Origin of the sequence: Pseudoalteromonas sp. T1lg21 (genome assembly GCF_002964625.1) — a bacterium.
Taxonomy (GTDB): Bacteria; Pseudomonadota; Gammaproteobacteria; order Enterobacterales; family Alteromonadaceae; genus Pseudoalteromonas; species Pseudoalteromonas gelatinilytica.
In genome coordinates, this window is sequence record NZ_PQBX01000056.1 from 532,519 (window position 1) to 556,049 (window position 23,531).

The window sequence follows — 23,531 nt, forward strand, 5'->3', positions numbered from 1 at the left end:
GTTTTAAAAATACCTCCTCTGGGAGGTATTTTTTTATCTAAATTTCTTCCTACACCAATAATCCTATTTTTTAAAATAATTAAACAGTTCATTAGCCACTTCCTTGACGTAAAAGTGTATGGCTACTAGCATTAATTTTCATACAAATGCAGTAAAAATTAACTTTACAAGGAAAGTGACGATGAAAAAGTCTAGCTTTAACTTATCTAAACTCGCTTTAGCAGTAAGCTCTACGCTGATCTTAGCGGGCTGTTTTAGTGATAACGATAACAATGAAACAATACCTGAACCCCCTACCCCCACACAAAATGTAGCAGTCCCGCCAGTTGCAGCAGCTGTACAAGCTGGTGCGTTAACAATCAACATCACAGACCTTACAGGTCAACCATTACCTGACTCAGTCACTGCAATGATATCATTTACTTCAAGTGAGGATGGGCTTTTATCTGGTGGTGGTGAAGAGTTGACAGATAGTGATAAATCAACAACAGGTAGTGCATTTGCCTTTACTGTCGAGTCAATTCCTGCAGAAGGCAGTACCTATGAGTTTATAATTAGCGCTGAAGGGTACCTAAATAATAATGCCTCTATAACCTTGTCATCTACTGATAATATTGGTGCTAAAGAAGTTCGTTTAACACCACGAGAGCTGAGTGATTCTGATGTTGCTGTTGCTGCTGCGACTGAAGCGGTTTCATCATTAAAAGGGGAGTCAGGGGAAGATGTTACTGTAACTTATGATCCATCAACAGGACTATCACTAGATGGCGCTGACAAAATAATATTAAAACAAGAAATCGATAGTTCAAAAGCAAATATTGCTGTTGGCAGTGCTACTGTAAAACTTAAAAACGGAACTAAGTTTCTTGATAAAGATGGAACAGCATTAACCTCTGCTCCTCAAATGACCTTGGCTTATTTTGCAAATGAAGCAACAAGAAATAATACCGAAACAGAAGATAACGCCCTAGAAAGCTCTTCACTAGATGCTTTTCCTGGTGGACTTTCATTGTCTGTCACAGCTCCAAATAGCGATACAGAACAAGTTGATGGTTCATTTACATCAGGTGGTTTTGTTGCAATAGAGCTAGTTGATGATGAAGGAAACAAAGTTAGTACGTTTGGTGAAGATGATGGTGGTGAACCTATTTCAATTGAAGTCGCAATGCAGGTTGATAAAAACACCTTGAATCCTTGCCCTGTAACATACGATGAAGCTTCAACAGACAGTCTTTCAGCCCAAGCAGAAGCGAACGGTTATGCGAATGGTGTTTGTACTCTTGAAAGTCCAACGTCTAGAGATTTAGCTGTAAATGATATTTTTCCTGTTTGGAGCTATGATGAAGACACAGGAAAATGGTCGTTTGAGAATTATGGGTTAGTAAAAGATAGTGGTGCAGCAAATACATTTGATGTTGAAGTCTCTGTTAATCACCTGTCTTATTGGAACTTAGATTATTTCACATATCAAATAGGCGCTTCAAAGTGCCCAGGAAATACTCTTTCATTTAATGTAGTTGATGTAAATAATGACCCAAATACTTTACGTGCAGACCTCTTAATCGAAGCCAAGGGTTATCGCCAACGAATTTATAATTATGGAGGAAACTATTCAGAAGGAACCTTCAGAAATCCTCCATCGTTCCCTGCATCTATTAAATTTATTCGTGGTAGTAAAAATGTTTTAGATGGTATTGTTGGCGAAGCGAGCGCTGATGGAGTGGTTTCAAAATTATCTTTTGATAATTTATGTGACTTAAATGGTAAAACTATTAAGCTTAATGTCACACCTCCATCAATGGTTTCACAGCAATTCAAGTCTCAGTTGGTATGTAGTAATACTGAAGATTTTGATGTTGATGCATCCCCTGTAGCTACGCCAGCGATTGTATATATCTACGATACTAGTTGGATGTGGCAAGGTAGAGTTTATACAGGAGCTAATGGGCTAGGTAATTTTAACCTAGAGGAAGGCTCTAATTACTATGTTGGCTATTTCAATTACACAAACTATAGCTGGAATGTAAAAGAAATTACTGCAAGCAATACAGTTGAAAATTTAGATATACCCACTATCTGTGAAGTTGAAGAACAACCTATTACAGGTGGTACAGGATCAACGGGATCTACTGGTGGTAATGGCTAATTTTTAACACTAGAAATAACTATTTAAACCGCGCTTATGCGCGGTTTTTTATTGCCTTTTTAAAACTATACATAAACACCAATCTTCTATTTAGTGATAAGCATCAATAAATTTGTGCAACTTAAACTACTACTCTGAATTACAGGCAATAAAAAAGGCTCACTAGGAACCTTTTTTGATATTTTGAGCGAAATTACTTTTCCAGTAAAATGTCGTGGATATTCGCTAAATCTGACTTACCTTCGATGATTTCGTCTGGTGTTAGGCCTGAAAGCTCATGAGGGAACACAAGCCACTCTTCAGACTCATGAATGTAATAATCTGGCACCATGTCTACTTTTGAGTTTTTCGGCTTGTAGTATGGACATGCAACGCGGATATCACGTGGTAGGTTCAAACGCATTAGTTCAGAAAGCTTTTCTTTTAATGCAACAATACTACGACCAGAATCGAATACGTCATCAACGATTAGTAATGAGTTATCTGCATTGGCATTTTCAATGATGTAATGCAAACCGTGAACTTTGATCTCTTTAGATTGCTGGTTAATACCGTAATACGAAGAAGTACGCACTGCGATATGGTCAGTTTCGATACCTTTGTAATCGTAATATTCTTGAACTGCGATACCAATTGGAGCACCACCACGCCAAATACCAATGATGAAATCAGGACGGAAACCATCTTCATAAACTTGTGCCGCAACACGAAATGAATCTTCAAGAAGCTGCTGCGCAGTAATATAGCACTTATCTGACATAAATAGAGACCCCAGTGTGAATGATCATTCAAGTGTAGCTAATTTAATAAAAACTAACCACAGGATGAGAAAATGTGGGGCGGGATTTTATACTAATTTACTCAAAAAAGCTTGTATCAGTTTGTAAAATTACCTGTTAGATCAAAAAAAGCCCATTAACTTAGATAAAGTTAAGGGGCTTAATAAGGGCGTGTTGACCTTTGTGGATTAAATTTGTTCACTCTAGGGGCGATTTAATCACGGCGCGAGATTTGTAACCTAGTGGGCTAAGTAAAAATCGAGCAACAAAGAGTTAATCGCCCCTAGGAAGAACCCGAAGGGCAGCGCGTGTTTGGCATTGATGCTGCGTTATCGCCTATTTATGTGGAACAACCACACTACATAGGCTCTGCCTTGCCTAAATACCAAACGCACTGCTGCAAAATCAATCATAAAGGGTCAACACGCCCTTACTAGAAAAAGGAAATTACTTATGCTTTTTCTAATAAGGTTCTTGCAACGGTACGCATACCTTGTGTTGTCGCGCCAGCAGCCCACTCGCTTGTGCTGCCCATGTTAAATGCAGCCGCAAGGTCAATATGCACCCAACCTTTGCCTTCATTTGGCACAAAGCGTGATAAGAAGCCAGCCGCATTAGAAGCACCACCGTAGCCACCACCTTTTTGAGGACGGCTATTTGCGGTATCTGCATATGGCGATGGGCAGTTTTGTTGGTGCCATTTTTCAAGAGGTAATGGCCAAGCGCCTTCCATTTCTTGCTCTGCAAAGTCTTGTACGTCACGTACAAGCTCTTTATCAAGACCAAACAATGCATTGTACTCTTGACCAACAGCAACAAGCGCAGCGCCTGTTAGTGTTGCTGCATCAATGATTAATGGCGCACCAGACTCACCTGCAGCCATTAAGCCATCAGCAAGCACTAAACGGCCTTCTGCATCGGTGTTAACGATTTCAACCGTTGTACCATTCTTATAAGTAAGGATATCGCCAAGTTTATAAGCATGACCTGAAATAAGGTTTTCTGCACAACATAAGAATAATTTAATGCGTTTGTTGATACCACGGCTGATAGCTAGCGCTAAGCCCGCAGTTACTGTAGCAGCACCACCCATGTCACACTTCATACCTAACATGCCTTCACTTGGCTTGATAGAATAACCGCCTGAGTCAAACGTAATGCCTTTACCAACTAAAGCAGCCGCAACAGGTGCGTTCTCGTCACCCGTTGGGTTGTAATCTAATGCTAATAATACCGGTGGACGCTCACTACCACGACCTACCGCGTGAATACCAATCCACTGTTGCTCTAATAAAGCATCACCTTTAATGATTTGGTAGCTTACGTGCTCAGGCGCTAATGACTGAATAAACTCAGCCGCTTTACCGGCTAGGCTTTCTGGGAAAATATCATCAGCTGTGCCATTGATCATTTGACGAGCCCACGTCGCTGCTTGCTTTAAAGAAGCTAATTCTTTGCTGTCTGTTTTTGCATTTTCAACAAATTCAATCGCATCTAAATTCTTAGGTGAAACAAAGCCTTGATAGAAAGCCCATTGAGATTCAGTGCACCAAACATCGCCTACTAACGCAATATTTTTTAAGCCTTGATTAGCTAACGTACGTGCTGCTTTTTGTACGTTTTTAAGTGTATCTTGCTCAGTTAGATGAACAGTTGCGCCTTGTTCAGTAAAAGAAAGAGCGGCTTTTTCGCCCCAATGTGCGGCAGCGCCCTGCTCGCTAAGTTGAACTAGAAATTTTTCTGACATGTTAGAATACTCTTTGCGCTAAAAATGTTGCTTGAGTTTACTACAGCCTTCGTCAGTTCCCAACAGCTTGCGATAAATAGCGTTATGCTGTTTGGTTCTATCCTTGTCTTGAATCACATACAATAAAGAAAAACGAATTATTTAAAGTTATGAAATTTACTCCCGCATTACAATCAGCCACCTTAATTAAGCGTTACAAGCGCTTTTTAGCTGACTTAAAAACGGCTGACGGCGAAGAGTTTACAGCTCACTGCGCTAATACCGGCAAAATGACAGGCTGTGCAGAGCCTGGCTTTAACGCTTTTTATTCAACTAGCGATAATGCCAAACGCAAATATCCTCATTCACTGCAATTAACCCAGAACCAATTTAACCAATTGATATGTGTAAATACGGCTATAGCAAATAATGTTGTGCAAGAAGCGCTCGAAGCTGGCACGATTGCTGAACTTGCTAACTACCAAACCATTGCTGCAGAAGTAAAATACGGCCAAGAAAACAGCCGCATCGACTTTTTATTAACAGATGATCAAAAGCCTCATTGTTATGTTGAAGTTAAGTCAGTGACCTTACTGTCGCAAACAGAGCCGCATTCTGGGCAAGGGTATTTTCCCGATGCAAAAACTGAGCGTGGCCAAAAGCACCTTCGAGAGCTTGTCGAAATGGTGCAGCAAGGACATCGTGCGGTGCTTTTTTTTGCAGTTTTACATGAAGGCATTAACCAAGTAAGTGCGGCAACTCATATTGACCCTAAATACGCACAACTTTTAACTGATGCAATTGAAAAAGGCGTTGAAGTTATTGCTTACAAAGCAAAAATATCTGCTGATGAGATAAAAATACAGGAAAAGTGCCCATTCATCGCCTAAGCTACTCTTTTACTAAAACGACAATAAAAGCACGATTTAAGTTGTATTATTTTTTTTTGCCCATATAACTTAGCAAATTTAAAAAATTTACGGATAGTTAAGGGCTTATAACACCGCCCATAATTATTTGAGCAATCATTAGTCCGAGGTCAAGAGGATTAATTAAAAATAAATTTGCCTCAATCTAATGATTCTGCTATTTATAGCCGCCGGCTAACGCTGGGCAAAATATTAAGGATTTAGGAGAAAGTTATGCCAGACCAAAAAAAACTAGGGTTATTGGCTCAGGCCGGGTTGGAACCATATCAAGAACAGCCAGGTGAAGAGTATATGAATGATGCACAACGTGCTCATTTTAAAACAATTTTAGAAGCTTGGCGTAACGATTTACGTAACGAAGTAGACCGTACTAAATCGCATATGCAAGACGAAGCAGCTAACTTTCCAGATCCAGTAGACCGTGCAGCACAAGAAGAAGAATTCTCATTAGAACTTCGTACTCGTGACCGTGAGCGTAAACTGATCAAGAAAATTGAGAAAACGATTCAATTAATCAAAGAAGACGATTTTGGTTATTGTGAATCTTGTGGTATCGAAATTGGTATCCGCCGCCTAGAAGCGCGTCCTACAGCTGATTTATGTGTAGACTGTAAAACGCTTGCGGAAATTAAAGAAAAACAATCTGGACGCGGTTAATATCCTTTAATTAGCCCATGTCTACCACAGCCGTTAACACGCCAACGCGTGAATATCGTGGCCGTTTTGCGCCATCACCTTCTGGGCCATTACATTTTGGTTCACTTATAGCGGCTGTGGGTAGTTTCCTTGATGCTAAAGCCAATCAAGGAAAATGGTTAGTACGCATTGAAGATATCGACACAACGCGTGTTGTCAGCGGTGCTAGCGACGATATATTACACACCTTAGAAGCTTACGGCCTACATTGGGACGAATCCGTCATTTACCAAACCCAGCGTCATGAGCAATATCAAGCTATTGTTAATGAACTAATCTCACAAAACCTAGTTTATGCATGTCACTGCACTCGTAAAGAAATCAAAGCTATCGGGGGCATTTACCAAGGCCATTGCCGAGATAAAAGTCATGGGCTTTCTGACTCAGCACTGCGTTTAACCCAGCAATTTGCGACCAGCCACTACCATGATTTAATTCAAGGTGAGGTGCGTATTGATAGCCAACTTGCCAAAGAAGATTACTTAATAAAGCGTAGCGATGGTTTATTTGCCTACCAACTCGTTGTAGTGGTTGACGATATTGCACAAGGTATAACACATGTTGTGCGCGGCGCTGATTTACTAGAGCCAACCGCACGACAACTTAGTTTATTTAAGCAGCTTAATAAACCTGCGCCCGATTACGCTCATCTACCTTTAGCGGTTGCTAAGCCGGGTTTTAAGTTATCAAAGCAAAATTACGCCCCCGCAATAGCAAAATCAGATCCTAAGCCCGCTTTGTTCGATGCTTTTCGCTTTTTAGGACTAAAGCCAGAAAGCGCTCTTTTATCGTTAAATATCGAACAAATGTTAGCTTGGGCAGTGGAAACTTACCGTCTTGAACACATCCCAAAGGTGCAAGAAATACAGGTCAGCGAAAATCCAAACTCTCCTTTTTGTGACTTTGTTACTATTGAAAAATAAATTGCCAATTTTAAAGGCCGAGTAACTTAATTTTTCTGCCCTGCTGGTATATGATAGCGACCCAAAGTGTGCGAATCATCAACAGCTTATTTTAGCGCCAAGTAAAACACACTGATTACACGTCAATCTCACATCGGCGAAGTAACAAACAAACGCTATACTTGATGAGTCGCAAAGTCCGCGTCGTAGGAGACAGATTATTATTTCCAAGCTTTTTCAATTTTGTCGGCAGATTATTGGCCCAAATGCCACGACATCGAGTGATGCTTTACCAACGAGCGAGTTACCTTTGGTGATCGAGCGCAGTGAACACGGTATTTCACGCAAACAATTTAGCCCAAATGCAATCAAAGTATTGTACCGCCTAAAAGAAGGTGGTTTTGATGCCTACCTAGTTGGTGGTTGTATTCGAGATATATTGTTAGGCCAACAGCCAAAAGACTTCGACGTTGTAACAAACGCAACGCCTGAGCAAATCAAAAAGCTATTTCGTAACTGTCGCCTAATTGGTCGTCGTTTTCGTTTAGCGCATATTGTATTTGGTCGAGAAATTATTGAAGTAGCGACCATGCGTGGTCATCACGAAGCTGACGAAAGTAAAAATCAAATTAGTCAATCAAGTGAACACGGCCAACTCCTGCGCGATAATGTCTACGGCAGTATCGAAGAAGATGCCGAACGCCGCGACTTTTCAATTAACGCACTGTATTACTCAATAAACGATTTTTGTATTTATGACTATGCCAATGGTATTAGCGCAATAAAAGCAAAACAAATTGAATTGATTGGCGACCCAGAAACACGTTACCGTGAAGACCCTGTGCGTATGTTACGTGCAGTGCGTTTTGCTACCAAACTGGGAATGAGCATTGCGCCTGGCACCGAAAAACCAATTAAAGGCCTTGCTAATTTACTTGACCATATTCCGCCAGCTCGTTTATTCGAAGAATCACTTAAATTGTTCTTAAACGGTAAAGCTGAAGAAAACTACCTAATGCTACGCCAATATGGCTTATTCAAAGCATTATTCCCTGCACTTGATAAAATCTTAGATGCCAATCCTGATGGCCTTGAGCATGCGTTTATTCTGCAAATGTTTAAAAACACCGATAAGCGTATCAATGCAGATAAAAAAGTCACGCCGGCCTTTATTTTTGCAGCCTTATTGTGGTTCCCATTACTCAGTATTGCTAAGAAGCTACAACAACGCGATCAGCTTTCAGAGTACGATGCATTTGCTCAAGCAATGAATAAAGTACTTAGTGAAAGTGCACAACATGTCGCGGTTCCAAAACGCTTCACTTTGGGTGCTCGCGATATTTGGCATATTCAGCAGCGTCTTGATAAACGAGGCGGTCAGCGCGCTTACAGGCTCACTCAACAGCCCCGCTTCAAAGCTGCCTATGACTTTTTATTACTGCGTGTACAAGCCGGTGAAGAGCAACATAAAGAACTTGCAGATTGGTGGACAGCTTACTTGAGCCAAGACATCAATGGCCAAAAAGAGATGGTTAAAAATTTAGGGCACCAAGGTGGCCCAAAACGCCGTCGTCGCCCTCGTAAGAAAAAAGTAGACTAAGCATGCAGACTGTTTATTTAGGTTTAGGTGCTAACTTAAATGCACCACGCAAACAGATACATGCCGCTGTCGCTGCCATAAAAGCATTAAAAGATGTTGAGTTTGTTTGTGTATCTCATGATTACGCAAGCAAACCCATGGGACCGCAGGATCAACCAGATTATGTAAATGCGGTCGCGTGTGTTAAAACTGCACTTGAGCCTGAACAATTGCTTGATTTAACTCAAGCCATTGAACTTGAACATGGCCGTGTTAGAAAAGAAGAACGCTGGGGTCCTCGTACCCTTGATATAGATATTTTATTGTTCGGTAATGACGTGATAGACACCCCTCGCTTAACTGTGCCTCATTATGGCTTAACAGAGCGAGAATTTGTTGTTTATCCATTATTTGAGATAGCACCAACGCTTGTACTACCGAATAATCAATCACTTGCTGATATAACAAAAACGTTGCCTTTAAACGATTTACAACAACTCCCTCAGCAGTAATCAACCAAGGCTAAGCCTTAGAGGAAATTATGTCTAAAATCACCGTTTCAACTCTCAATAAAATGAAACAAGAACAACAAAAAATCACCGCATTAACGGCTTACGACGCCAGCTTTGCTAAATTGTTTCATGATAATGGCGTCGAGGTGATTTTAGTCGGTGACTCACTAGGTATGGTATTGCAAGGTGGTGATGACACATTAGCGGTGACCAACAGTGAGATTGCTTATCATACACGCTGCGTACGTGCAGGTAGCCGAGAGCTATTTGTGATTGCTGACTTACCCTTCATGACCTATGCCAATCCAACTGATGCCTGTAAAAATGCAGCAGAGTTGATGCGTGCTGGGGCAAACATGATCAAGCTTGAAGGCGGCGAATGGCTGCACGACAGCATTCGGGCAATGACACAGCAAGGTATTCCTGTATGTGGTCACCTAGGCTTAACACCTCAGTCAGTGCATGTATTTGGCGGTTTTAAAATTCAAGGTCGTGAGCAATCTCAAGCCGATAAAATGGTCAGTGATGCAAAAGCACTTGAGGCGGCAGGTGCACAGTTACTTGTTTTAGAATGTATTCCAAGTGAGCTTGCTAAACGTATTACTGATGAATTGAATATTCCTACCATTGGTATTGGTGCGGGTAATCAAACCGATGGTCAAATCTTAGTAATGCACGACCTAGTTGGTATTTCTGCAGGCTATATTCCTAAGTTCTCAAAGAACTTTTTATTAGAAACCGGCAATATGCCAGCAGCAGTGCAAAAGTATTGTGAAGATGTAAAAAGTGGTGCTTTCCCAAGTGCCGAACACGAGTTTAAATAAATGCAATCAATCACTGAAATTAAATCGTTACGCAGTCAAATCAAAGCTTGGCGTCAAGCTGGCTTGAGCATTGCGCTAGTACCTACCATGGGCAATTTACACCAAGGTCACTTTTCACTTGTTGAAAAAGCCAAGACGCTTGCTGATAAGGTTGTTGTAAGTATCTTTGTAAACCCGATGCAATTCGGTGCCAATGAAGACCTTGATAGTTATCCGCGTACACTAAACGAAGATAAGCAAGGTTTGGCTGAACTTGGTACTGATATCGTGTTTACTCCCTCGGTTGAAACAATTTACCCAAATGGTTTAGGCGAGCAAAGCTTTGTCGATGTACCGGGTGTTTCTATGGGTTACTGTGGAGGCTCGCGTCCTGGTCACTTTAAAGGCGTTGCAACCGTTGTTACTAAGCTATTTAATTTAGTACAACCTGACTTTGCTTGTTTTGGTGAAAAAGATTTTCAGCAGCTGCAAGTTATTAAAACAATGACGCGCGATTTATCTATCCCAGTTGAAATTGTTGGCGTACCTACTTGCCGCGAAATCTCAGGTTTAGCAATGAGTTCTCGTAATGGCTATTTATCTGATGAGCAAAAAGACACCGCAAAAGTACTGTTTGCCACGCTCAATAATACAGCAACAGCACTTAAGCAAGGCAACAAAGACATTGCAGCACTTGAGGCTGATGCAAAAGCACAGCTTGAAGATGCAGGTCTTAAGCCTGACTACTACGCAATTGCAGAGCGCTCAACATTAAAGCCTGCAACAACAACTGACAAACAACTTGTTATTTTAGCTGCTGCTTATTTAGGCTCAGTACGTTTAATTGACAATTTACAAGTTGAGCTGGATTAAATAGCAACAATCTGGGTAAGATGGATTGCAAAGAAAAGACATAAACTAGGGATAAGCATGAAAAAATTACCAGCAATTGCAGCAACATTTTTTGCAATGACATTACTGTCTGCCTGCTCAAACAAAATTGAAAACCCAGAAATGCAGCAATGTGCTCAGCAAAACTATCAATGTGAAGCGAGCTGTGAACAGCAAAGCACCGCTGATGGTTTAGTTCATAAAGTCTGTAGCAACAAATGCATTGAAGCTTACAACCAATGTAAAGCCAATGCAGAAAAGTTAGGTGAAGTTAAATAACACGACTTGCCTTTCTAAGGCACTGAAAACCTGTTCGGTGCCTACACTCCCCTCCTCGATTACAATTTCGCTTGCAAAATTAAGCCTCTGGTAATTTTGTTCATATTTTTGTTTATCCTTTAAGCTATTCATATTAGGGCAAGCTTTCGTTCATTAAACTTCTCCATATTGGTGACGAATAAACAACGACTACCGTGTAATTGTTTCTCACTAATTTCAAAATTTTACTCTTCGCATTTCGCTGTACCAACTCAAAGCCATTGAGATTATTAGTTTTTATTTTGGGTTCAGTAATTGCTAAGAGATATGAATGAATTAATGTGATTTACGGCTAAAGGAAAATTGAATGAGACCAGAAACCCGAACTAAGCTCTTCAGCGCTGTTAAAAAGAAGACCTTCTTGGGCGTATTATTAGCCATGAGTGCAGGTCATAGTTACGCAGTTGAAGATCCAGACCAGCCAAAAGCGACTGAAACAGAACAAACAGCCGTCAAGGTTCAAGCAACCGAAAATGAAAAACAGCAAGTAAAGGAAAATGCTGCTGAGCTTAAGCCTGCAATGATCACTATTCCGCAAGAAAAGCTATTTGAAGTTATCACTGCACGTGCGAAAAAATTAGCCTCTGAGCCGTATGTAGCGCCTAAAGAATTAGAGCTTGAAGCATTAACTAGCATTGGTTATCAGGACTACCGTGCAATCCGTTTTCGTACTGAGCAAGCAATTTGGAAAGATCAAAGCCTGTATGAAGTGCAGTTATTCCACCCTGGCTTTTTATATCGCTCACCGGTGGCGATTAATACCCTTGAGCAAAATGCTGAAGTAAAAAGTTTACCTTTTAAAACAGATTACTATCGTTACGATGCAACCGCTGCCCCGTTAGAGCAAGAGATCAGCACCGCTATTGCTAATACACAACTTGGCCATGCAGGTTTTCGTTTACACTTTCCACTGAACAACAACCAGTACAAAGATGAAGTGGCTGTGTTTCAAGGTGCTTCATATTTTCGTTTAGTTGGCCCGCACCAAGTATATGGTCTGTCAGCGCGTGGGCTTGCGGTTAATACAGCACTCAGTTCAGGTGAAGAATTCCCCGTGTTCAAGGAGTTCTGGTTAGTAAAACCGGCACCCGAAGATACCACTATCGTGCTCTATGCATTATTAGATAGTCCATCAGTGTCGGGAGCCTATCGTTTTGAATTAACACCTTCGACTAACACTGAAGTGAAAACTCAAATGCAAATTTTTGCCCGCAAAGACATCAAAAAGCTCGGCATTGCCCCGCTAACAAGTATGTTCTATCACGGTGAAAATAGTACTAAGTTTTTTGATGATTACCGCCCTGAAGTACATGACTCTGACGGCCTTTTAATGCAATCAGAGCAAGGTAAATGGGTTTGGCGCGCACTGAATAACCCGAAGAAGCTAAGTGTCACTTCATTTAGCTACGAGAACCCGAAAGGCTTTGGTCTTGCACAGCGAGACCGTGATTTTAATAACTACCTTGATACTGAGGCCCATTATCACAATCGTCCAAGCATGTGGATTGAGCCACTGGGTAACTGGGGTAAAGGACGCGTTGAGTTAGTTGAGATCCCAACAGATACAGAAACCAACGACAATATTGTTAGCTATTGGGTGCCAGAGCAGCCAATGAAAGCCGGTGACAACTTAAGCTTTAGTTACAAGCTTTCAACTTTCAATGCCACGCTTGCAACTCAAGATAAAGCGAGTGTGTTAAGAACCCGAATTGGTAGTGCTGCACTTCCGGGTGAGAAGAATCCGCCACCGAAAAGTCATCGTCAATTTACCGTAGATTTTAGTGGTGAAACCATTAATCAACTATCCGCTAATTTTGCCATGATGGCCGATTTAACCCTGTCTTCAGGTCAAGTAAGCGATAAAACGGTACAGCAGTTACCAAACAATCAAGGATGGCGCGTAGCCTTTAAAGTGGCGCCAGAGGGAGATAAGCCAGTTGATATGCGCTTATCGTTAAAACTACGTGATAAAGAAATCAGCGAGGTATGGAGCTATGTCTGGTATCCAAACGACGTCCAATAGTAAAGCATTAGAAGCAACAGCAATGCCTTTTAAGAAAACCCGCGCTTGGCTTTTTTCGAGCCTAGCGCTCACCATTACCGCCTATGGCGTGTGGATCATGTTCGATATTTTAAATTCTAACGGCATGACACCGCTTGAGTACGCTTTACTAGCATTATTTACAGTCACCTTCGCGTGGATTGTTACAGCCTTTTGTAGTGGCTGTATGGGCTTTATCCTGCAATTATTTCGTATTGACCCGTTGACCTTAAAACGTCAAAAACCAATCGAGATTGATCAGCATGCCTTAAGCCAAACTAAAACAGCCATTGTTATGCCTATCTATAACGAGGATACCGAGCGTGTAATTGCCGGTTTTGAGGTTAGCCTTCGCTCGCTGGCAAAAACAGGGCAAATGCCACATTACGACTTTTACTTGCTAAGTGATACGCAAGACCCTGAAATTGCTCGTAATGAACTTAAAGCATGGAATGCTCTTACTAAGCGTTTAGGTGATTTAGCAGCGCATACTTTTTATCGTCGCCGCGAAGACAACAAACACCGTAAAGTTGGCAACTTAACCGACTTTTGTGAGCGTTGGGGCAGCCAGTACGATCATATGATTGTGCTTGATGCCGATAGCATTATGACCGGTCAATGTATGCTTGAACTGACTTCTAGCATGATCAGCAATCCAAAATCAGGCTTGATCCAAACGATCCCGATCCCGGTTCGCCAAGACACGTTTTTTGGTCGCTTTTTACAGTTTGCATCGATTTTATATAGCCCAATGCTGGCAACCGGTTCTGCTTTTTGGCAAACAAACCAAGCAAACTACTGGGGTCACAATGCGATTATTCGCGTTGAAGCATTCACAAAATGCTGCGGCTTGCCGGTTTTAAAAGGCAATGCCCCATTTGGTGGTGAAATTTTAAGTCATGACTTTGTTGAAGCTTCACTGCTACACCGAAGTGGTTGGGATGTGTTACTGCTTAGCGATGTTGAAGGTAGCTATGAAGAAGTGCCAAGTAACATTCTCGATTACGCGATTCGTGATAGACGTTGGGTGCAAGGAAATATCCAGCATTTAGGTTTATTGCCTAAATCAGGCCTTAAGCTAATGAGTAAAATGCACTTTTTATTCGGTGCTACGGCGTATATCTCATCGTTAATTTGGTTATCGATGCTGGCATTAAGTACCTTAGATGCAGTGACTCGGGCACTAAATAGCGACGTGTACTTTAACCATGCTTATCAGCTTTTCCCAACCTGGCAAATTGCCAAAACGGATTTAATTGATTCGTTGTTATTCATTACTGCCGTGCTGCTGTTACTGCCTAAATTAATGGGTGTTATTGTGACTTTAGTACACCGTAATAAAGCCTTTGGTGGCACGATGAAGCTAATTGCAGGTTCACTCATCGAAACGGTTTTTGCCATTGTAATTGCGCCGCTAATGATGGTATTCCATAGCTATTTTGTCGTGTGCGTATTTTTAGGTAAAAAAGTTAGCTGGGATGCACAGCCTCGTGAAGGCAGAATGGTGCCGTGGAAAGAAGCGATTGGTTATACGCTATTTTCGACTATTACTGCGATTATTTGGGGCTCGGTTGCTTACTATTACACACCGACCTTCTTTTGGTGGTTATCACCTATTTTAGTGGGCCTTGTTTTAGCAGCGCCAATTGTACGCTACTCAAGCAGCATCGGCTTAGGTGTTAAAATGCGTAAAATGGGTTTATTTTTATGCCCAAGTGAAGTTGAAAACGATGATACCTTAGCGGCACTTCGTGTACATCAACAAGAGATTGGTTTGCCTAAAGATGAGCACGCTGACTTTAGTGTGCCAGCATTGCCTAATGAATACCCTACGGTAATGCCAATTCAAAGCTTTAAGGCACCTTCGGGTAAAAAGCGTAAGCAAGTACGCCTTGCCCAGCAACGCATTAAGGCAAAACTATTTGCCAAAAGCTAAACGAAAAAAAACCGCTCAATGAGCGGTTTTTTCATCTATGTCTGTATGGTTGTTACAGAAGGCCTAGCTTTTTAAGTTCAGCTGTTGCCATTTTTCCTGAAAGTGGCACATAACCATCTTTCTCAACAATTTTTTGACCGTCTACAGAAAGAACCATTTTTAAGAACTCTGCATCAATTGGTGCAAGAGGCTTGTTAGGGTGCTTGTTCACATAAACGTATAAGAAACGAGATAGTGGGTATTTACCTGTTGCTACGTTTTCTAATGTCGCATCAACAAAGTTATCGCCTTTCTTAGCAAGTGGTACTGTACGTACACCTGATGTTTTATAACCGATACCTGAGTAACCAATCGCATTCACTGAAGAAGAGATTGACTGTACTACAGATGCAGAACCAGGTTGTTCGTTTACGTTGTTACGGAAGTCACCTTTACAAAGTGCTTTCTTCTTGAAGTAACCGTAAGTACCCGATACTGAGTTACGACCGTAAAGTTGGATATCTTTTGCAGCCCAATCGCCTTCAAGACCTACTTCACTCCAACGGTTAACTTCTGCTTCAGCACCACATTTACGTGTAGAAGAGAAAATCGCATCAACTTGGTCAATACGTAAACCTTTGATTGGGTTGTCTTTATGTACGAATACAGCTAGAGCATCGATTGCAACGCGTACTTCAGTTGGCTTGTAGCCGTAACGTTTTTCGAAAGCTTCGATTTCTTTTGACTTCATACGACGGCTCATTGGGCCGAAGTTTGCTGTACCTTCAGTTAATGCTGGAGGAGCAGTTGAAGAACCCGCTGCTTGGATTTGGATGTTTACGTTTGGATAGAAGCGTTTGTACTCTTCTGCCCAGAACGTCATCATGTTAGCAAGAGTGTCAGAACCAACAGATGAGAAATTACCAGAGATACCACTTGTTTTAGTGTACTCAGGCATATCTTTATCAACTGCAGCTGCTTGTGCTGATACAAATGTTGTTACAGCCACACCCATTGCGGCAACGAGATTTTTGAATTTCATAGGGGTTACTCCGATTTGTTCGTCCCATTTCCTAACTACGGTCTACTCTAATGACACTAGATGACAGTTAGATTACCCTTAAATGACATTTTTATGACTTTGCCGTTTTTTTAATATTATCTGTTATACGCACGACTTTTTCGCTACCAAATGCGAACGCAAAGGTCGAGCCTTGTCCTAATTTACTGCTGATATCTAAACGACTGTCATGCCTTGTAAGTACATGTTTTGTAATCGCTAAACCTAATCCAGACCCACCTGTTGTGCGGCTACGCGCTTTATCAACGCGATAAAAACGCTCGGTTAAACGGTTAATATGTTCAGCAGCAATACCATCACCATTATCAGTCACACTAAACGCGGCTTGGTTATTTTTAAGCTGCCAATCAACTACAATCTTGCCACCAGGCTTGGTGTAATGGATGGCGTTAAACACAAGATTAGAAAAGGCACTTCGTAATTCGTCTTCAGCCCCTTTAATATCTAAACTTGCATCAACATTAAAGATAAGCTCATGACCTTTATCTTGGTTTAATGACTGTGCTTCGGTTTGAATATAGGTAAGTAGCTGCGGCACATTAACCGGCTTATCGTTATCTTGACGACGTGCTCCCTCAATACGCGATAGCGAGAGTAATTGATTAACCAAACTGTCCATACGCTTACATTGTTCAAGCATGGTTGTTTGCGCTTTTTGCCACATTGCAGGAGGTGGTAAGCTATCTGAATCAAGCATTTCTAAGTAGCCTGTCACCACCGTAAGTGGTGTTCTCAGCTCATGAGAAACATTCGCCACAAAATCTTTGCGCATCTGCTCAAGTTGCTTTAAGCGAGTAACATCACGTACCACCATCATCAACTGCGAACTTGCATAGGGCATCACACGAAACTCTAACGTTTGATCGTAGCTGTGGCCACCATCAAGCTCGAGCGGTTCATCGAAACAGGCTTTATGCATGTACTTAGCAAACTTAGGATCGCGAATAAGATTATCTAAGCGCTGTCCATGATCAGTCGGCCATTTTAAGCCTAATACCTTTAACGCCAGTTGGTTACACCAAATGATGCTGAGATCTTTTTGTAACACCACCACCGCATCAGGCACAGCTTCGGCACCATCACGAAAACGGCGAATTAAGTCAGCCAGCTCATTGCGTTTTTTACGGTTGCGATGTTGTAAATGATAGATCCCTTCGAAGACTTGTTCCCACGCTCCCTCACCTTCCGGTGGATTAAAACTACGTTGATTTAGGAGCCAATCGCTGAGGCGATATAATTGATGATAATGCCAAATTAGAAGTGCAAAAGAGCCTAAAAATAAAAGCAAAAAAGGCGCACCTACAAGTACGCCAACTAATAACAAGGGTAAGAAATACATAAACAGGCGTTTTGCTAACGCCTGTTTATTCACTACTCGATACATACACTCACTTTACCTTAAGTATGTAAATTAGCTTGTTAAGGTCATTCCAATGACACTTATAATTTACTTGAAAAACGATAGCCAGCACCGCGAACTGTTTGTACTAAACGGTCATGTCCTAATGGTGCAATCGCTTTACGCAGACGACGAATATGTACATCAACTGTACGGTCTTCTACATATACATTTGTTCCCCATACATGATCAAGTAATTGTTCACGGCTGTAAACACGTTCTGGATGAGTCATGAAGAAATGCAGTAATCTAAATTCTGTAGGACCCATATCTAATTCACTCCCTTCTGAGGTTACACGGTGTGAAATAGGGTCAAGGCGTAAACCATGTACTTCAATGGCTTCTTCTAATGAGGTTGGCGAAACACGGCGAATTACCGCTTTGATACGTGCCATTAATTCTTTAGGAGAAAATGGTTTTGTTACGTAGTCATCAGCACCTACTTCAAGGCCGCGCACTTTATCTTCTTCTTCACCGCGAGCTGTCAGCATGATGATAGGAATTTGACGAGTGTATTCGCTTTGCTTAAATTTCTTAGCAATTTGAATACCGCTACCACCAGGTAACATCCAATCTAATAGAACCATATCTGGGTATGGCTCTACCATAGCTTCAATTGCAGAGTCATAATCTTCTGCTTCAATTGCTTGAAAACCATTTTGCTCTAGAACAAAAACCAGCATCTCTCTGATAGGCGCTTCGTCATCGACGACTAGTACTTTACGTGACATTCCAATTTATCTCTTTCGTTAGCGAACTGGTTTCATTATTATGACTAAGTATGACATTTTTATGAAAGTCTAACGAGTAATTCAAAAAGCGCAAAAAAATCAATGCAAAAATAGCCAGTTTTTACGCTTTAATAGTGAATTTTAGATTAAAAGTCATACCTTAAAGTGACTGCCACGTGATCTTCATCAGTATTATTATCTAGTGAAAATTGCGTATACCACATATACATACGTGCTTGTTTTGACAGGCTTCGTTCAACCCCAACAGAGGTACCACTGCCCGAATCTTTCAACTTACCAAAGCTACCATCGGTATCTTGATATTGCGCTAATAATTTATATTTATCTATTTTGTAAGATGCACTCACTAAATAGCCATCTTCTTTGTCAGAGCCTGTGACTTTTTCGCTTTGTTGATACATACCGCCTACCGTCAAATCGCCTAATTTACCTTGCGCCGTAAATCGCGTAGTATCGTAGCCGGCTACTTTACTGTCGTGGGCAACACTCACAAAGTAAGGCGCATTTTTAAATTTACTATCGCCATACATAAAGGCCGCAGAGACACCGGTTTCTTCATCTTGTTTAGAATTATCTTCAGCAATATAGGTGACCACAAATTGCATATTGCCGACAATAGGCGAGCTATAATGAACCACATCGCCGAGGCGATTTTCACCGTTAAACAAGGCTTTAATGTCACCATTAAAGTCGTTCATTAAATCAATTTTACCTTGCGATACTTTTAATGCCGTATCATGACGGCCGAGCACCACCTGGCCATAGCTTCCTTGTAAGCCAACGTATTGATTACGCGCGGTAATATTTTCTTCTGTTTTACCATCGCTATCTTGATCAGCCGCATTTACTGCAAATTCAAACTTATATACGGCTTTTAAACCATCACTTATTTCACCGCTACCTTTAATACCCATACGTGAGTTGTAGCTTTCAACAGACGTTTTACTGCCCTCCCCGGTGTCGCTATTGGCAATCCCTAAATGGGCCCGACCATACACATCTACGGCTTCGGCAACACTATGAAAAGAAATAAAGCACATTGCAAAGCTCGACAACATCATGGCAGGTTTGTTCATGGTAGCGATCCTTAATTTAAGCAGTAACTTAAAAATCGAACATAAAGGGCTTTTGGTCAAGGCAAGGTGGCTATATTTCACACAAAAATCACGGATCACTGATCTACTAACCAAATCAGATCAGGATCAGGTTTTTACTAAGTTGATCAGCCCGAGATCAGTATTTTACTTAGAGAATAAGGTAACTTGTTGATTTAATGTTAAGGGGATCAGTATTTAGTTTAAAAGCTGAGCAAAGAAAAGCCGATGATCAGTGCGTAACTAGTAAAATAATGATCCGTGAAAGCGAAGGTTAGTAAAACACTGATCCTCACGAACATGAGTAAGTAAATCGCTGATCCGCCTTGATCGAATCATAAAAAAACCGGCATGTAAGCCGGCTTTTTCAATTTTTTATCAATTACTTGATTTGTGGATCAAGTTCACCTGATAAATATTTAAGGTGCATATCATCTAAAGAGATAGGCTTGATCTTAGCTGCTTGACCCGCAGTACCAAAGGCTTCGTAACGAGCAACACAGATCTCAGTCATTGCTTTCGTTGCTTCAGCTAGGTATTTACGTGGATCGAAGTTAGCTGGGTTTAAAGCTAAGTGACGACGAATTGCACCTGTTGATGCTAAACGAAGATCGGTATCGATATTTACTTTACGAACACCGTACTTAATACCTTCGATGATCTGCTCTACTGGTACACCATAAGTCTCAGGGATTTCACCACCGTATTGATTGATCACTTCTAACCACTCTTGTGGCACAGAAGACGAACCATGCATTACTAAGTGCGTGTTAGGGATACGCGCGTGGATTTCTTTAATGCGATCAATCGCTAAGATATCGTCCGTTGGTGGACGCGTGAATTTATAGGCACCATGTGATGTACCACAAGCAATAGCCAGTGCATCCACTTTAGTTTTACGAACGAAATCAGCTGCTTCTTCAGGATCTGTTAGCATTTGATCAGTAGACAATTTACCTTCTGCACCCACGCCGTCTTCTTCACCTGCTTCACCTGTTTCAAGTGAACCTAAAACACCTAGCTCGCCTTCAACAGACACACCACAAGCATGTGCCATTTCAACTGTTTGACGTGTTACATCAACATTGTATTCGTAGCTTGAAGGTGTTTTACCATCAGACATTAATGAGCCATCCATCATTACTGATGAAAAGCCTAACTGGATTGAGCGCTGACACACACCTGGTGAAGTACCGTGGTCTTGGTGCATTACAACTGGAATATGAGGCCATTCTTCAACGGCTGCTAAAATCATATGACGAATAAAAGGGGCACCAGCATAGGCACGTGCGCCTGCTGAACCTTGTACAATTACCGGGCTGTTTGTTTTGTCAGCCGCTTCCATAATTGCGCGCATTTGCTCTTGGTTATTAACGTTAAACGCAGGTACGCCGTAACCATTTTCAGCTGCATGATCAAGAAGTTGTCGCATACTGATTAAAGCCATTTGGTATTCTCCAAATTGTATCGACAGTAGTTTCCTACTATCTAGTTTGAACGGATAAGTTATTTTTTGATGCATCACTGCATCACGAAAAGCTCGCGCCTACCGTAACAGCTGTAAATAAAACGAGGGTGAGAGGTATTTTATTAACAGCTGAACCAGCGTAATTACTTAATAACTACGCTGGTATACGCACTAATTACTTAGCGCGTTCTTCAAGCATAGCAACTGCTGGTAATTTTTTCCCTTCTAAAAATTCAAGGAAAGCACCACCACCTGTTGAAATGTAAGAAACTTTATCGGCAATGCCGTATTTATCAATCGCTGCAAGCGTATCACCGCCACCAGCAATCGAGAATGCACTTGAATTAGCAATCGCATCAGCAATAGCACGTGTGCCGTTACCAAATTGGTCAAATTCAAATACACCTACTGGGCCATTCCATACAACGGTACCCGCATTAGCAATGATTTTTGCTAATTGGTTTGCTGTATCAGGACCAATATCGAAGATCATGTCTTCGTCTGTTACTTCATTCACATCTTTTAGTGTTGCCACTGCAGATTCTGAGAACTCATTACCTACAACAACATCAGTCGGTACCGGAATTTCACCGTTATTAGCTTTTGCTGCAGCACTTAATTTGTTTGCTTCATCAATTAAATCAGCTTCAAATAAAGATTTACCTACCGGGTAACCTGCTGCTGCGATGAAGGTATTCGCGATACCACCACCTGTTACAAGTTGGTCAACCACTTTAGATAGTGAATCAAGTACTGTTAACTTAGTTGATACTTTAGAGCCACCAACGATAGCAACTAAAGGACGAGCTGGGTTATCAAGCGCTTTACCTAATGCGTCTAGCTCTGCCGCAAGTAGTGGGCCTGCACATGCAACATCAGCAAATAAACCCACACCGTGAGTAGATGCTTGTGCACGGTGAGCCGTACCAAATGCGTCCATTACGTAAACATCACATAAGGCAGCAAGTTTTTTAGACAGTGCTTCGTCGTTTTTCTTTTCGCCAGCGTTAAAACGTACGTTTTCGAAAACAACCACTTCGTTATCAGCAACGTCTACGCCTTCTAGGTAGTCTTTTTCAAGACGAACTGTTTGCTCAAGGGCATCATTTAAATAATTAACCACAGGGGCAAGTGAAAACGCTTCATCATATTCCCCTTCCGTAGGGCGGCCAAGGTGTGACATCACCATTACTTTAGCGCCTTTTTCTAACGCTAATTTAATAGTTGGTAATGCTGCACGAATACGTGCATCAGAGGTCACTTTACCTTCTTTTACAGGCACATTTAAATCTTCACGAATTAACACGCGTTTGCCGTTTAAATCTAAATCTGCCATTTTAATGACCGACATGGACTTCTCCTTAGTTAACGATACTAATATTATATTTATAAATTATTGGCTTACAGCCATCATCGCACGCGCAGTGTCGAGCATACGATTCGCAAAGCCCCACTCATTATCGCACCACACTAACAACTTTATCAGTCGTTTATGACTAACACGTGTCTGAGTGCCATCTATGATACAAGAATGTGGGTCATGATTAAAATCTACCGATACCAATGGCTCTTCTGTGTAGCTTAAAATACCTTCAAGACGGTCTTTTGCTGCTAACTTAAGTGCATGATTGACAGTCGCTAAATTCACATCGGTATTCACTGTTACACTTAAATCCATCGCCGTCACGTTGATAGTGGGTACCCTAACAGCAATGGCTTCAAAGCGACTATGAAACTTAGGCAAAATACGCTCAATACCACGAGCAAGCTTTGTATCTACTGGAATAATAGACTGGCTTGCAGCGCGAGTACGACGTAAATCATGATGATACGCATCGATGACTTGCTGATCATGCATCGAGGCATGAATCGTCGTAATGGCTCCAGATTCAATCGAAAATGCGTCATCTAACACTTTAATCACTGGTACAATGCAGTTTGTGGTACATGAACCATTTGAAACAATCGTATGTTCAGCTTTTAATTCATCATCGTTAATACCATACACAATTGTGGCATCAACATCTGCATCTGCAGGCTGCGAAAACAATACTTTTTTCGCACCAGCGTTTAAGTGTAGCTCAGCATGTTCACGTGAGTGATACACCCCAGTACATTCAAGAACCACATCAACATCAAGTGTTTGCCAAGGCAGTTCTGCTGGGTTTTCTTCTGCAAACAAAGCAATAGAGTCATTAGCAACCGTTAAAGTATCTTCGCCAAGATTAACAGGGAATGAAAAGCGGCCGTGAGATGTATCGTATTTAAGGAGATGGGCAATGCCCTTAGGGTCGGCTAATTCGTTAATAGCGACAATTTTGATTTGATCTTCAAGCCCTGATTCATACAGAGCACGGACGATGTTGCGCCCGATTCGACCAAAACCATTAATTGCAAGTTTGATTGCCATGAAGAAGAAAATCCACTCTATTTGCTTGCAGATAAAGGCAGCTGCCTTTTAGATGGCGGTATTGTAATCGACCTGAAGAGTTTTTATAAG

Annotated in this window: 20 protein-coding genes; 11 read left to right on the forward strand and 9 right to left on the reverse strand. The window is 41.4% G+C overall.

Annotated features, from left to right (window positions below):
- Positions 1-118 precede the first annotated feature (118 nt).
- Positions 119-2,146: a hypothetical protein gene (locus C2M25_RS12665; protein ID WP_158679721.1), complete on the forward strand. Its 2,028-nt coding sequence runs from the start codon at positions 119-121 to the stop codon at positions 2,144-2,146.
- Between the two features lie 193 nt (positions 2,147-2,339).
- On the opposite strand, the gene C2M25_RS12670 is transcribed toward C2M25_RS12665, so the two are convergent.
- Entirely contained in the window at positions 2,340-2,906 is a 567-nt protein-coding gene (locus tag C2M25_RS12670) for a phosphoribosyltransferase (RefSeq protein WP_063703281.1), read from the reverse strand.
- A gap of 470 nt (positions 2,907-3,376) precedes the next feature.
- Positions 3,377-4,672, reverse strand: coding sequence for an aminopeptidase PepB (gene pepB / locus C2M25_RS12675; RefSeq protein ID WP_105181254.1), 1,296 nt, complete (start codon positions 4,670-4,672; stop codon positions 3,377-3,379).
- A gap of 149 nt (positions 4,673-4,821) precedes the next feature.
- On the opposite strand from pepB, the gene sfsA reads away from it, so the two are divergent.
- From sfsA to mdoH, 10 genes are all read left to right on the forward strand, one after another.
- A complete protein-coding gene (sfsA, locus tag C2M25_RS12680) occupies positions 4,822-5,541 on the forward strand; it encodes a DNA/RNA nuclease SfsA (protein WP_105181255.1) in 720 nt (239 codons plus the stop codon).
- A gap of 252 nt (positions 5,542-5,793) precedes the next feature.
- A complete protein-coding gene (dksA, locus tag C2M25_RS12685; protein WP_063703275.1) occupies positions 5,794-6,237 on the forward strand; it encodes an RNA polymerase-binding protein DksA in 444 nt (147 codons plus the stop codon).
- 17 nt (positions 6,238-6,254) lie between these two features.
- Entirely contained in the window at positions 6,255-7,199 is a 945-nt protein-coding gene (gluQRS, locus tag C2M25_RS12690) for a tRNA glutamyl-Q(34) synthetase GluQRS (RefSeq protein ID WP_063703273.1), read from the forward strand.
- A gap of 292 nt (positions 7,200-7,491) precedes the next feature.
- On the forward strand, positions 7,492-8,778 hold the full coding sequence (gene pcnB / locus C2M25_RS12695; protein ID WP_229677565.1) for a polynucleotide adenylyltransferase PcnB: 1,287 nt from the start codon (positions 7,492-7,494) through the stop codon (positions 8,776-8,778).
- A 2-nt stretch (positions 8,779-8,780) separates the two neighbouring features.
- Positions 8,781-9,269: a 2-amino-4-hydroxy-6-hydroxymethyldihydropteridine diphosphokinase gene (gene folK, locus C2M25_RS12700; RefSeq protein WP_063703270.1), complete on the forward strand. Its 489-nt coding sequence runs from the start codon at positions 8,781-8,783 to the stop codon at positions 9,267-9,269.
- Between the two features lie 29 nt (positions 9,270-9,298).
- Positions 9,299-10,093 (forward strand): 3-methyl-2-oxobutanoate hydroxymethyltransferase, encoded by a 795-nt coding sequence (gene panB, locus C2M25_RS12705; RefSeq protein ID WP_063703269.1) that lies wholly within the window; start codon positions 9,299-9,301, stop codon positions 10,091-10,093.
- On the forward strand, positions 10,094-10,945 hold the full coding sequence (gene panC / locus C2M25_RS12710) for a pantoate--beta-alanine ligase (protein ID WP_063703268.1): 852 nt from the start codon (positions 10,094-10,096) through the stop codon (positions 10,943-10,945).
- A 96-nt stretch (positions 10,946-11,041) separates the two neighbouring features.
- Complete coding sequence (locus C2M25_RS12715; protein ID WP_370625252.1) at positions 11,042-11,242, forward strand: hypothetical protein; 201 nt, start codon at positions 11,042-11,044, stop codon at positions 11,240-11,242.
- Positions 11,243-11,588: 346 nt separating this feature from the next.
- The gene (locus tag C2M25_RS12720; protein ID WP_105181256.1) at positions 11,589-13,304 is read left to right on the forward strand and encodes a glucan biosynthesis protein; all 1,716 of its coding nucleotides are present in this window, start codon (positions 11,589-11,591) and stop codon (positions 13,302-13,304) included.
- The gene (gene mdoH / locus C2M25_RS12725) at positions 13,276-15,258 is read left to right on the forward strand and encodes a glucans biosynthesis glucosyltransferase MdoH (protein WP_105181257.1); all 1,983 of its coding nucleotides are present in this window, start codon (positions 13,276-13,278) and stop codon (positions 15,256-15,258) included. The genes C2M25_RS12720 and mdoH overlap by 29 nt, the downstream gene beginning before the upstream one ends.
- A gap of 52 nt (positions 15,259-15,310) precedes the next feature.
- On the opposite strand, the gene C2M25_RS12730 is transcribed toward mdoH, so the two are convergent.
- The 7 genes from C2M25_RS12730 to epd all read right to left on the reverse strand — a co-directional run bounded on the left by C2M25_RS12730 (position 15,311) and on the right by epd (position 23,441).
- The gene (locus C2M25_RS12730) at positions 15,311-16,279 is read right to left on the reverse strand and encodes a PstS family phosphate ABC transporter substrate-binding protein (RefSeq protein ID WP_063703264.1); all 969 of its coding nucleotides are present in this window, start codon (positions 16,277-16,279) and stop codon (positions 15,311-15,313) included.
- Positions 16,280-16,370: 91 nt separating this feature from the next.
- Positions 16,371-17,702: a phosphate regulon sensor histidine kinase PhoR gene (gene phoR / locus C2M25_RS12735; RefSeq protein ID WP_063703263.1), complete on the reverse strand. Its 1,332-nt coding sequence runs from the start codon at positions 17,700-17,702 to the stop codon at positions 16,371-16,373.
- Between the two features lie 56 nt (positions 17,703-17,758).
- Positions 17,759-18,448 (reverse strand): phosphate regulon transcriptional regulator PhoB, encoded by a 690-nt coding sequence (phoB, locus tag C2M25_RS12740; RefSeq protein WP_036970740.1) that lies wholly within the window; start codon positions 18,446-18,448, stop codon positions 17,759-17,761.
- A 146-nt stretch (positions 18,449-18,594) separates the two neighbouring features.
- Positions 18,595-19,545 (reverse strand): porin, encoded by a 951-nt coding sequence (locus C2M25_RS12745; RefSeq protein WP_105181258.1) that lies wholly within the window; start codon positions 19,543-19,545, stop codon positions 18,595-18,597.
- A gap of 400 nt (positions 19,546-19,945) precedes the next feature.
- Complete coding sequence (gene fba / locus C2M25_RS12755) at positions 19,946-21,010, reverse strand: class II fructose-bisphosphate aldolase (protein WP_063703260.1); 1,065 nt, start codon at positions 21,008-21,010, stop codon at positions 19,946-19,948.
- 196 nt (positions 21,011-21,206) lie between these two features.
- Positions 21,207-22,382, reverse strand: coding sequence for a phosphoglycerate kinase (locus C2M25_RS12760; protein ID WP_105174837.1), 1,176 nt, complete (start codon positions 22,380-22,382; stop codon positions 21,207-21,209).
- Between the two features lie 42 nt (positions 22,383-22,424).
- Positions 22,425-23,441: an erythrose-4-phosphate dehydrogenase gene (gene epd, locus C2M25_RS12765; RefSeq protein ID WP_105181259.1), complete on the reverse strand. Its 1,017-nt coding sequence runs from the start codon at positions 23,439-23,441 to the stop codon at positions 22,425-22,427.
- Positions 23,442-23,531: the final 90 nt, after the last annotated feature.

Bases quoted from the DNA above. Each gene is read 5' to 3' on its own strand.
- C2M25_RS12665 (WP_158679721.1), top strand. From the start codon at position 119: ATGGCTACTAGCATTAATTTTCATACAAATGCAGTAAAAATTAACTTT.
- C2M25_RS12670 (WP_063703281.1), bottom strand. From the start codon at position 2,906: ATGTCAGATAAGTGCTATATTACTGCGCAGCAGCTTCTTGAAGATTCA.
- pepB (WP_105181254.1), bottom strand. From the start codon at position 4,672: ATGTCAGAAAAATTTCTAGTTCAACTTAGCGAGCAGGGCGCTGCCGCA.
- sfsA (WP_105181255.1), top strand. From the start codon at position 4,822: ATGAAATTTACTCCCGCATTACAATCAGCCACCTTAATTAAGCGTTAC.
- dksA (WP_063703275.1), top strand. From the start codon at position 5,794: ATGCCAGACCAAAAAAAACTAGGGTTATTGGCTCAGGCCGGGTTGGAA.
- gluQRS (WP_063703273.1), top strand. From the start codon at position 6,255: ATGTCTACCACAGCCGTTAACACGCCAACGCGTGAATATCGTGGCCGT.
- folK (WP_063703270.1), top strand. From the start codon at position 8,781: ATGCAGACTGTTTATTTAGGTTTAGGTGCTAACTTAAATGCACCACGC.
- panB (WP_063703269.1), top strand. From the start codon at position 9,299: ATGTCTAAAATCACCGTTTCAACTCTCAATAAAATGAAACAAGAACAA.
- panC (WP_063703268.1), top strand. From the start codon at position 10,094: ATGCAATCAATCACTGAAATTAAATCGTTACGCAGTCAAATCAAAGCT.
- C2M25_RS12715 (WP_370625252.1), top strand. From the start codon at position 11,042: ATGACATTACTGTCTGCCTGCTCAAACAAAATTGAAAACCCAGAAATG.
- C2M25_RS12720 (WP_105181256.1), top strand. From the start codon at position 11,589: ATGAGACCAGAAACCCGAACTAAGCTCTTCAGCGCTGTTAAAAAGAAG.
- mdoH (WP_105181257.1), top strand. From the start codon at position 13,276: ATGTCTGGTATCCAAACGACGTCCAATAGTAAAGCATTAGAAGCAACA.
- C2M25_RS12730 (WP_063703264.1), bottom strand. From the start codon at position 16,279: ATGAAATTCAAAAATCTCGTTGCCGCAATGGGTGTGGCTGTAACAACA.
- phoR (WP_063703263.1), bottom strand. From the start codon at position 17,702: ATGTATCGAGTAGTGAATAAACAGGCGTTAGCAAAACGCCTGTTTATG.
- phoB (WP_036970740.1), bottom strand. From the start codon at position 18,448: ATGTCACGTAAAGTACTAGTCGTCGATGACGAAGCGCCTATCAGAGAG.
- C2M25_RS12745 (WP_105181258.1), bottom strand. From the start codon at position 19,545: ATGAACAAACCTGCCATGATGTTGTCGAGCTTTGCAATGTGCTTTATT.
- fba (WP_063703260.1), bottom strand. From the start codon at position 21,010: ATGGCTTTAATCAGTATGCGACAACTTCTTGATCATGCAGCTGAAAAT.
- C2M25_RS12760 (WP_105174837.1), bottom strand. From the start codon at position 22,382: ATGTCGGTCATTAAAATGGCAGATTTAGATTTAAACGGCAAACGCGTG.
- epd (WP_105181259.1), bottom strand. From the start codon at position 23,441: ATGGCAATCAAACTTGCAATTAATGGTTTTGGTCGAATCGGGCGCAAC.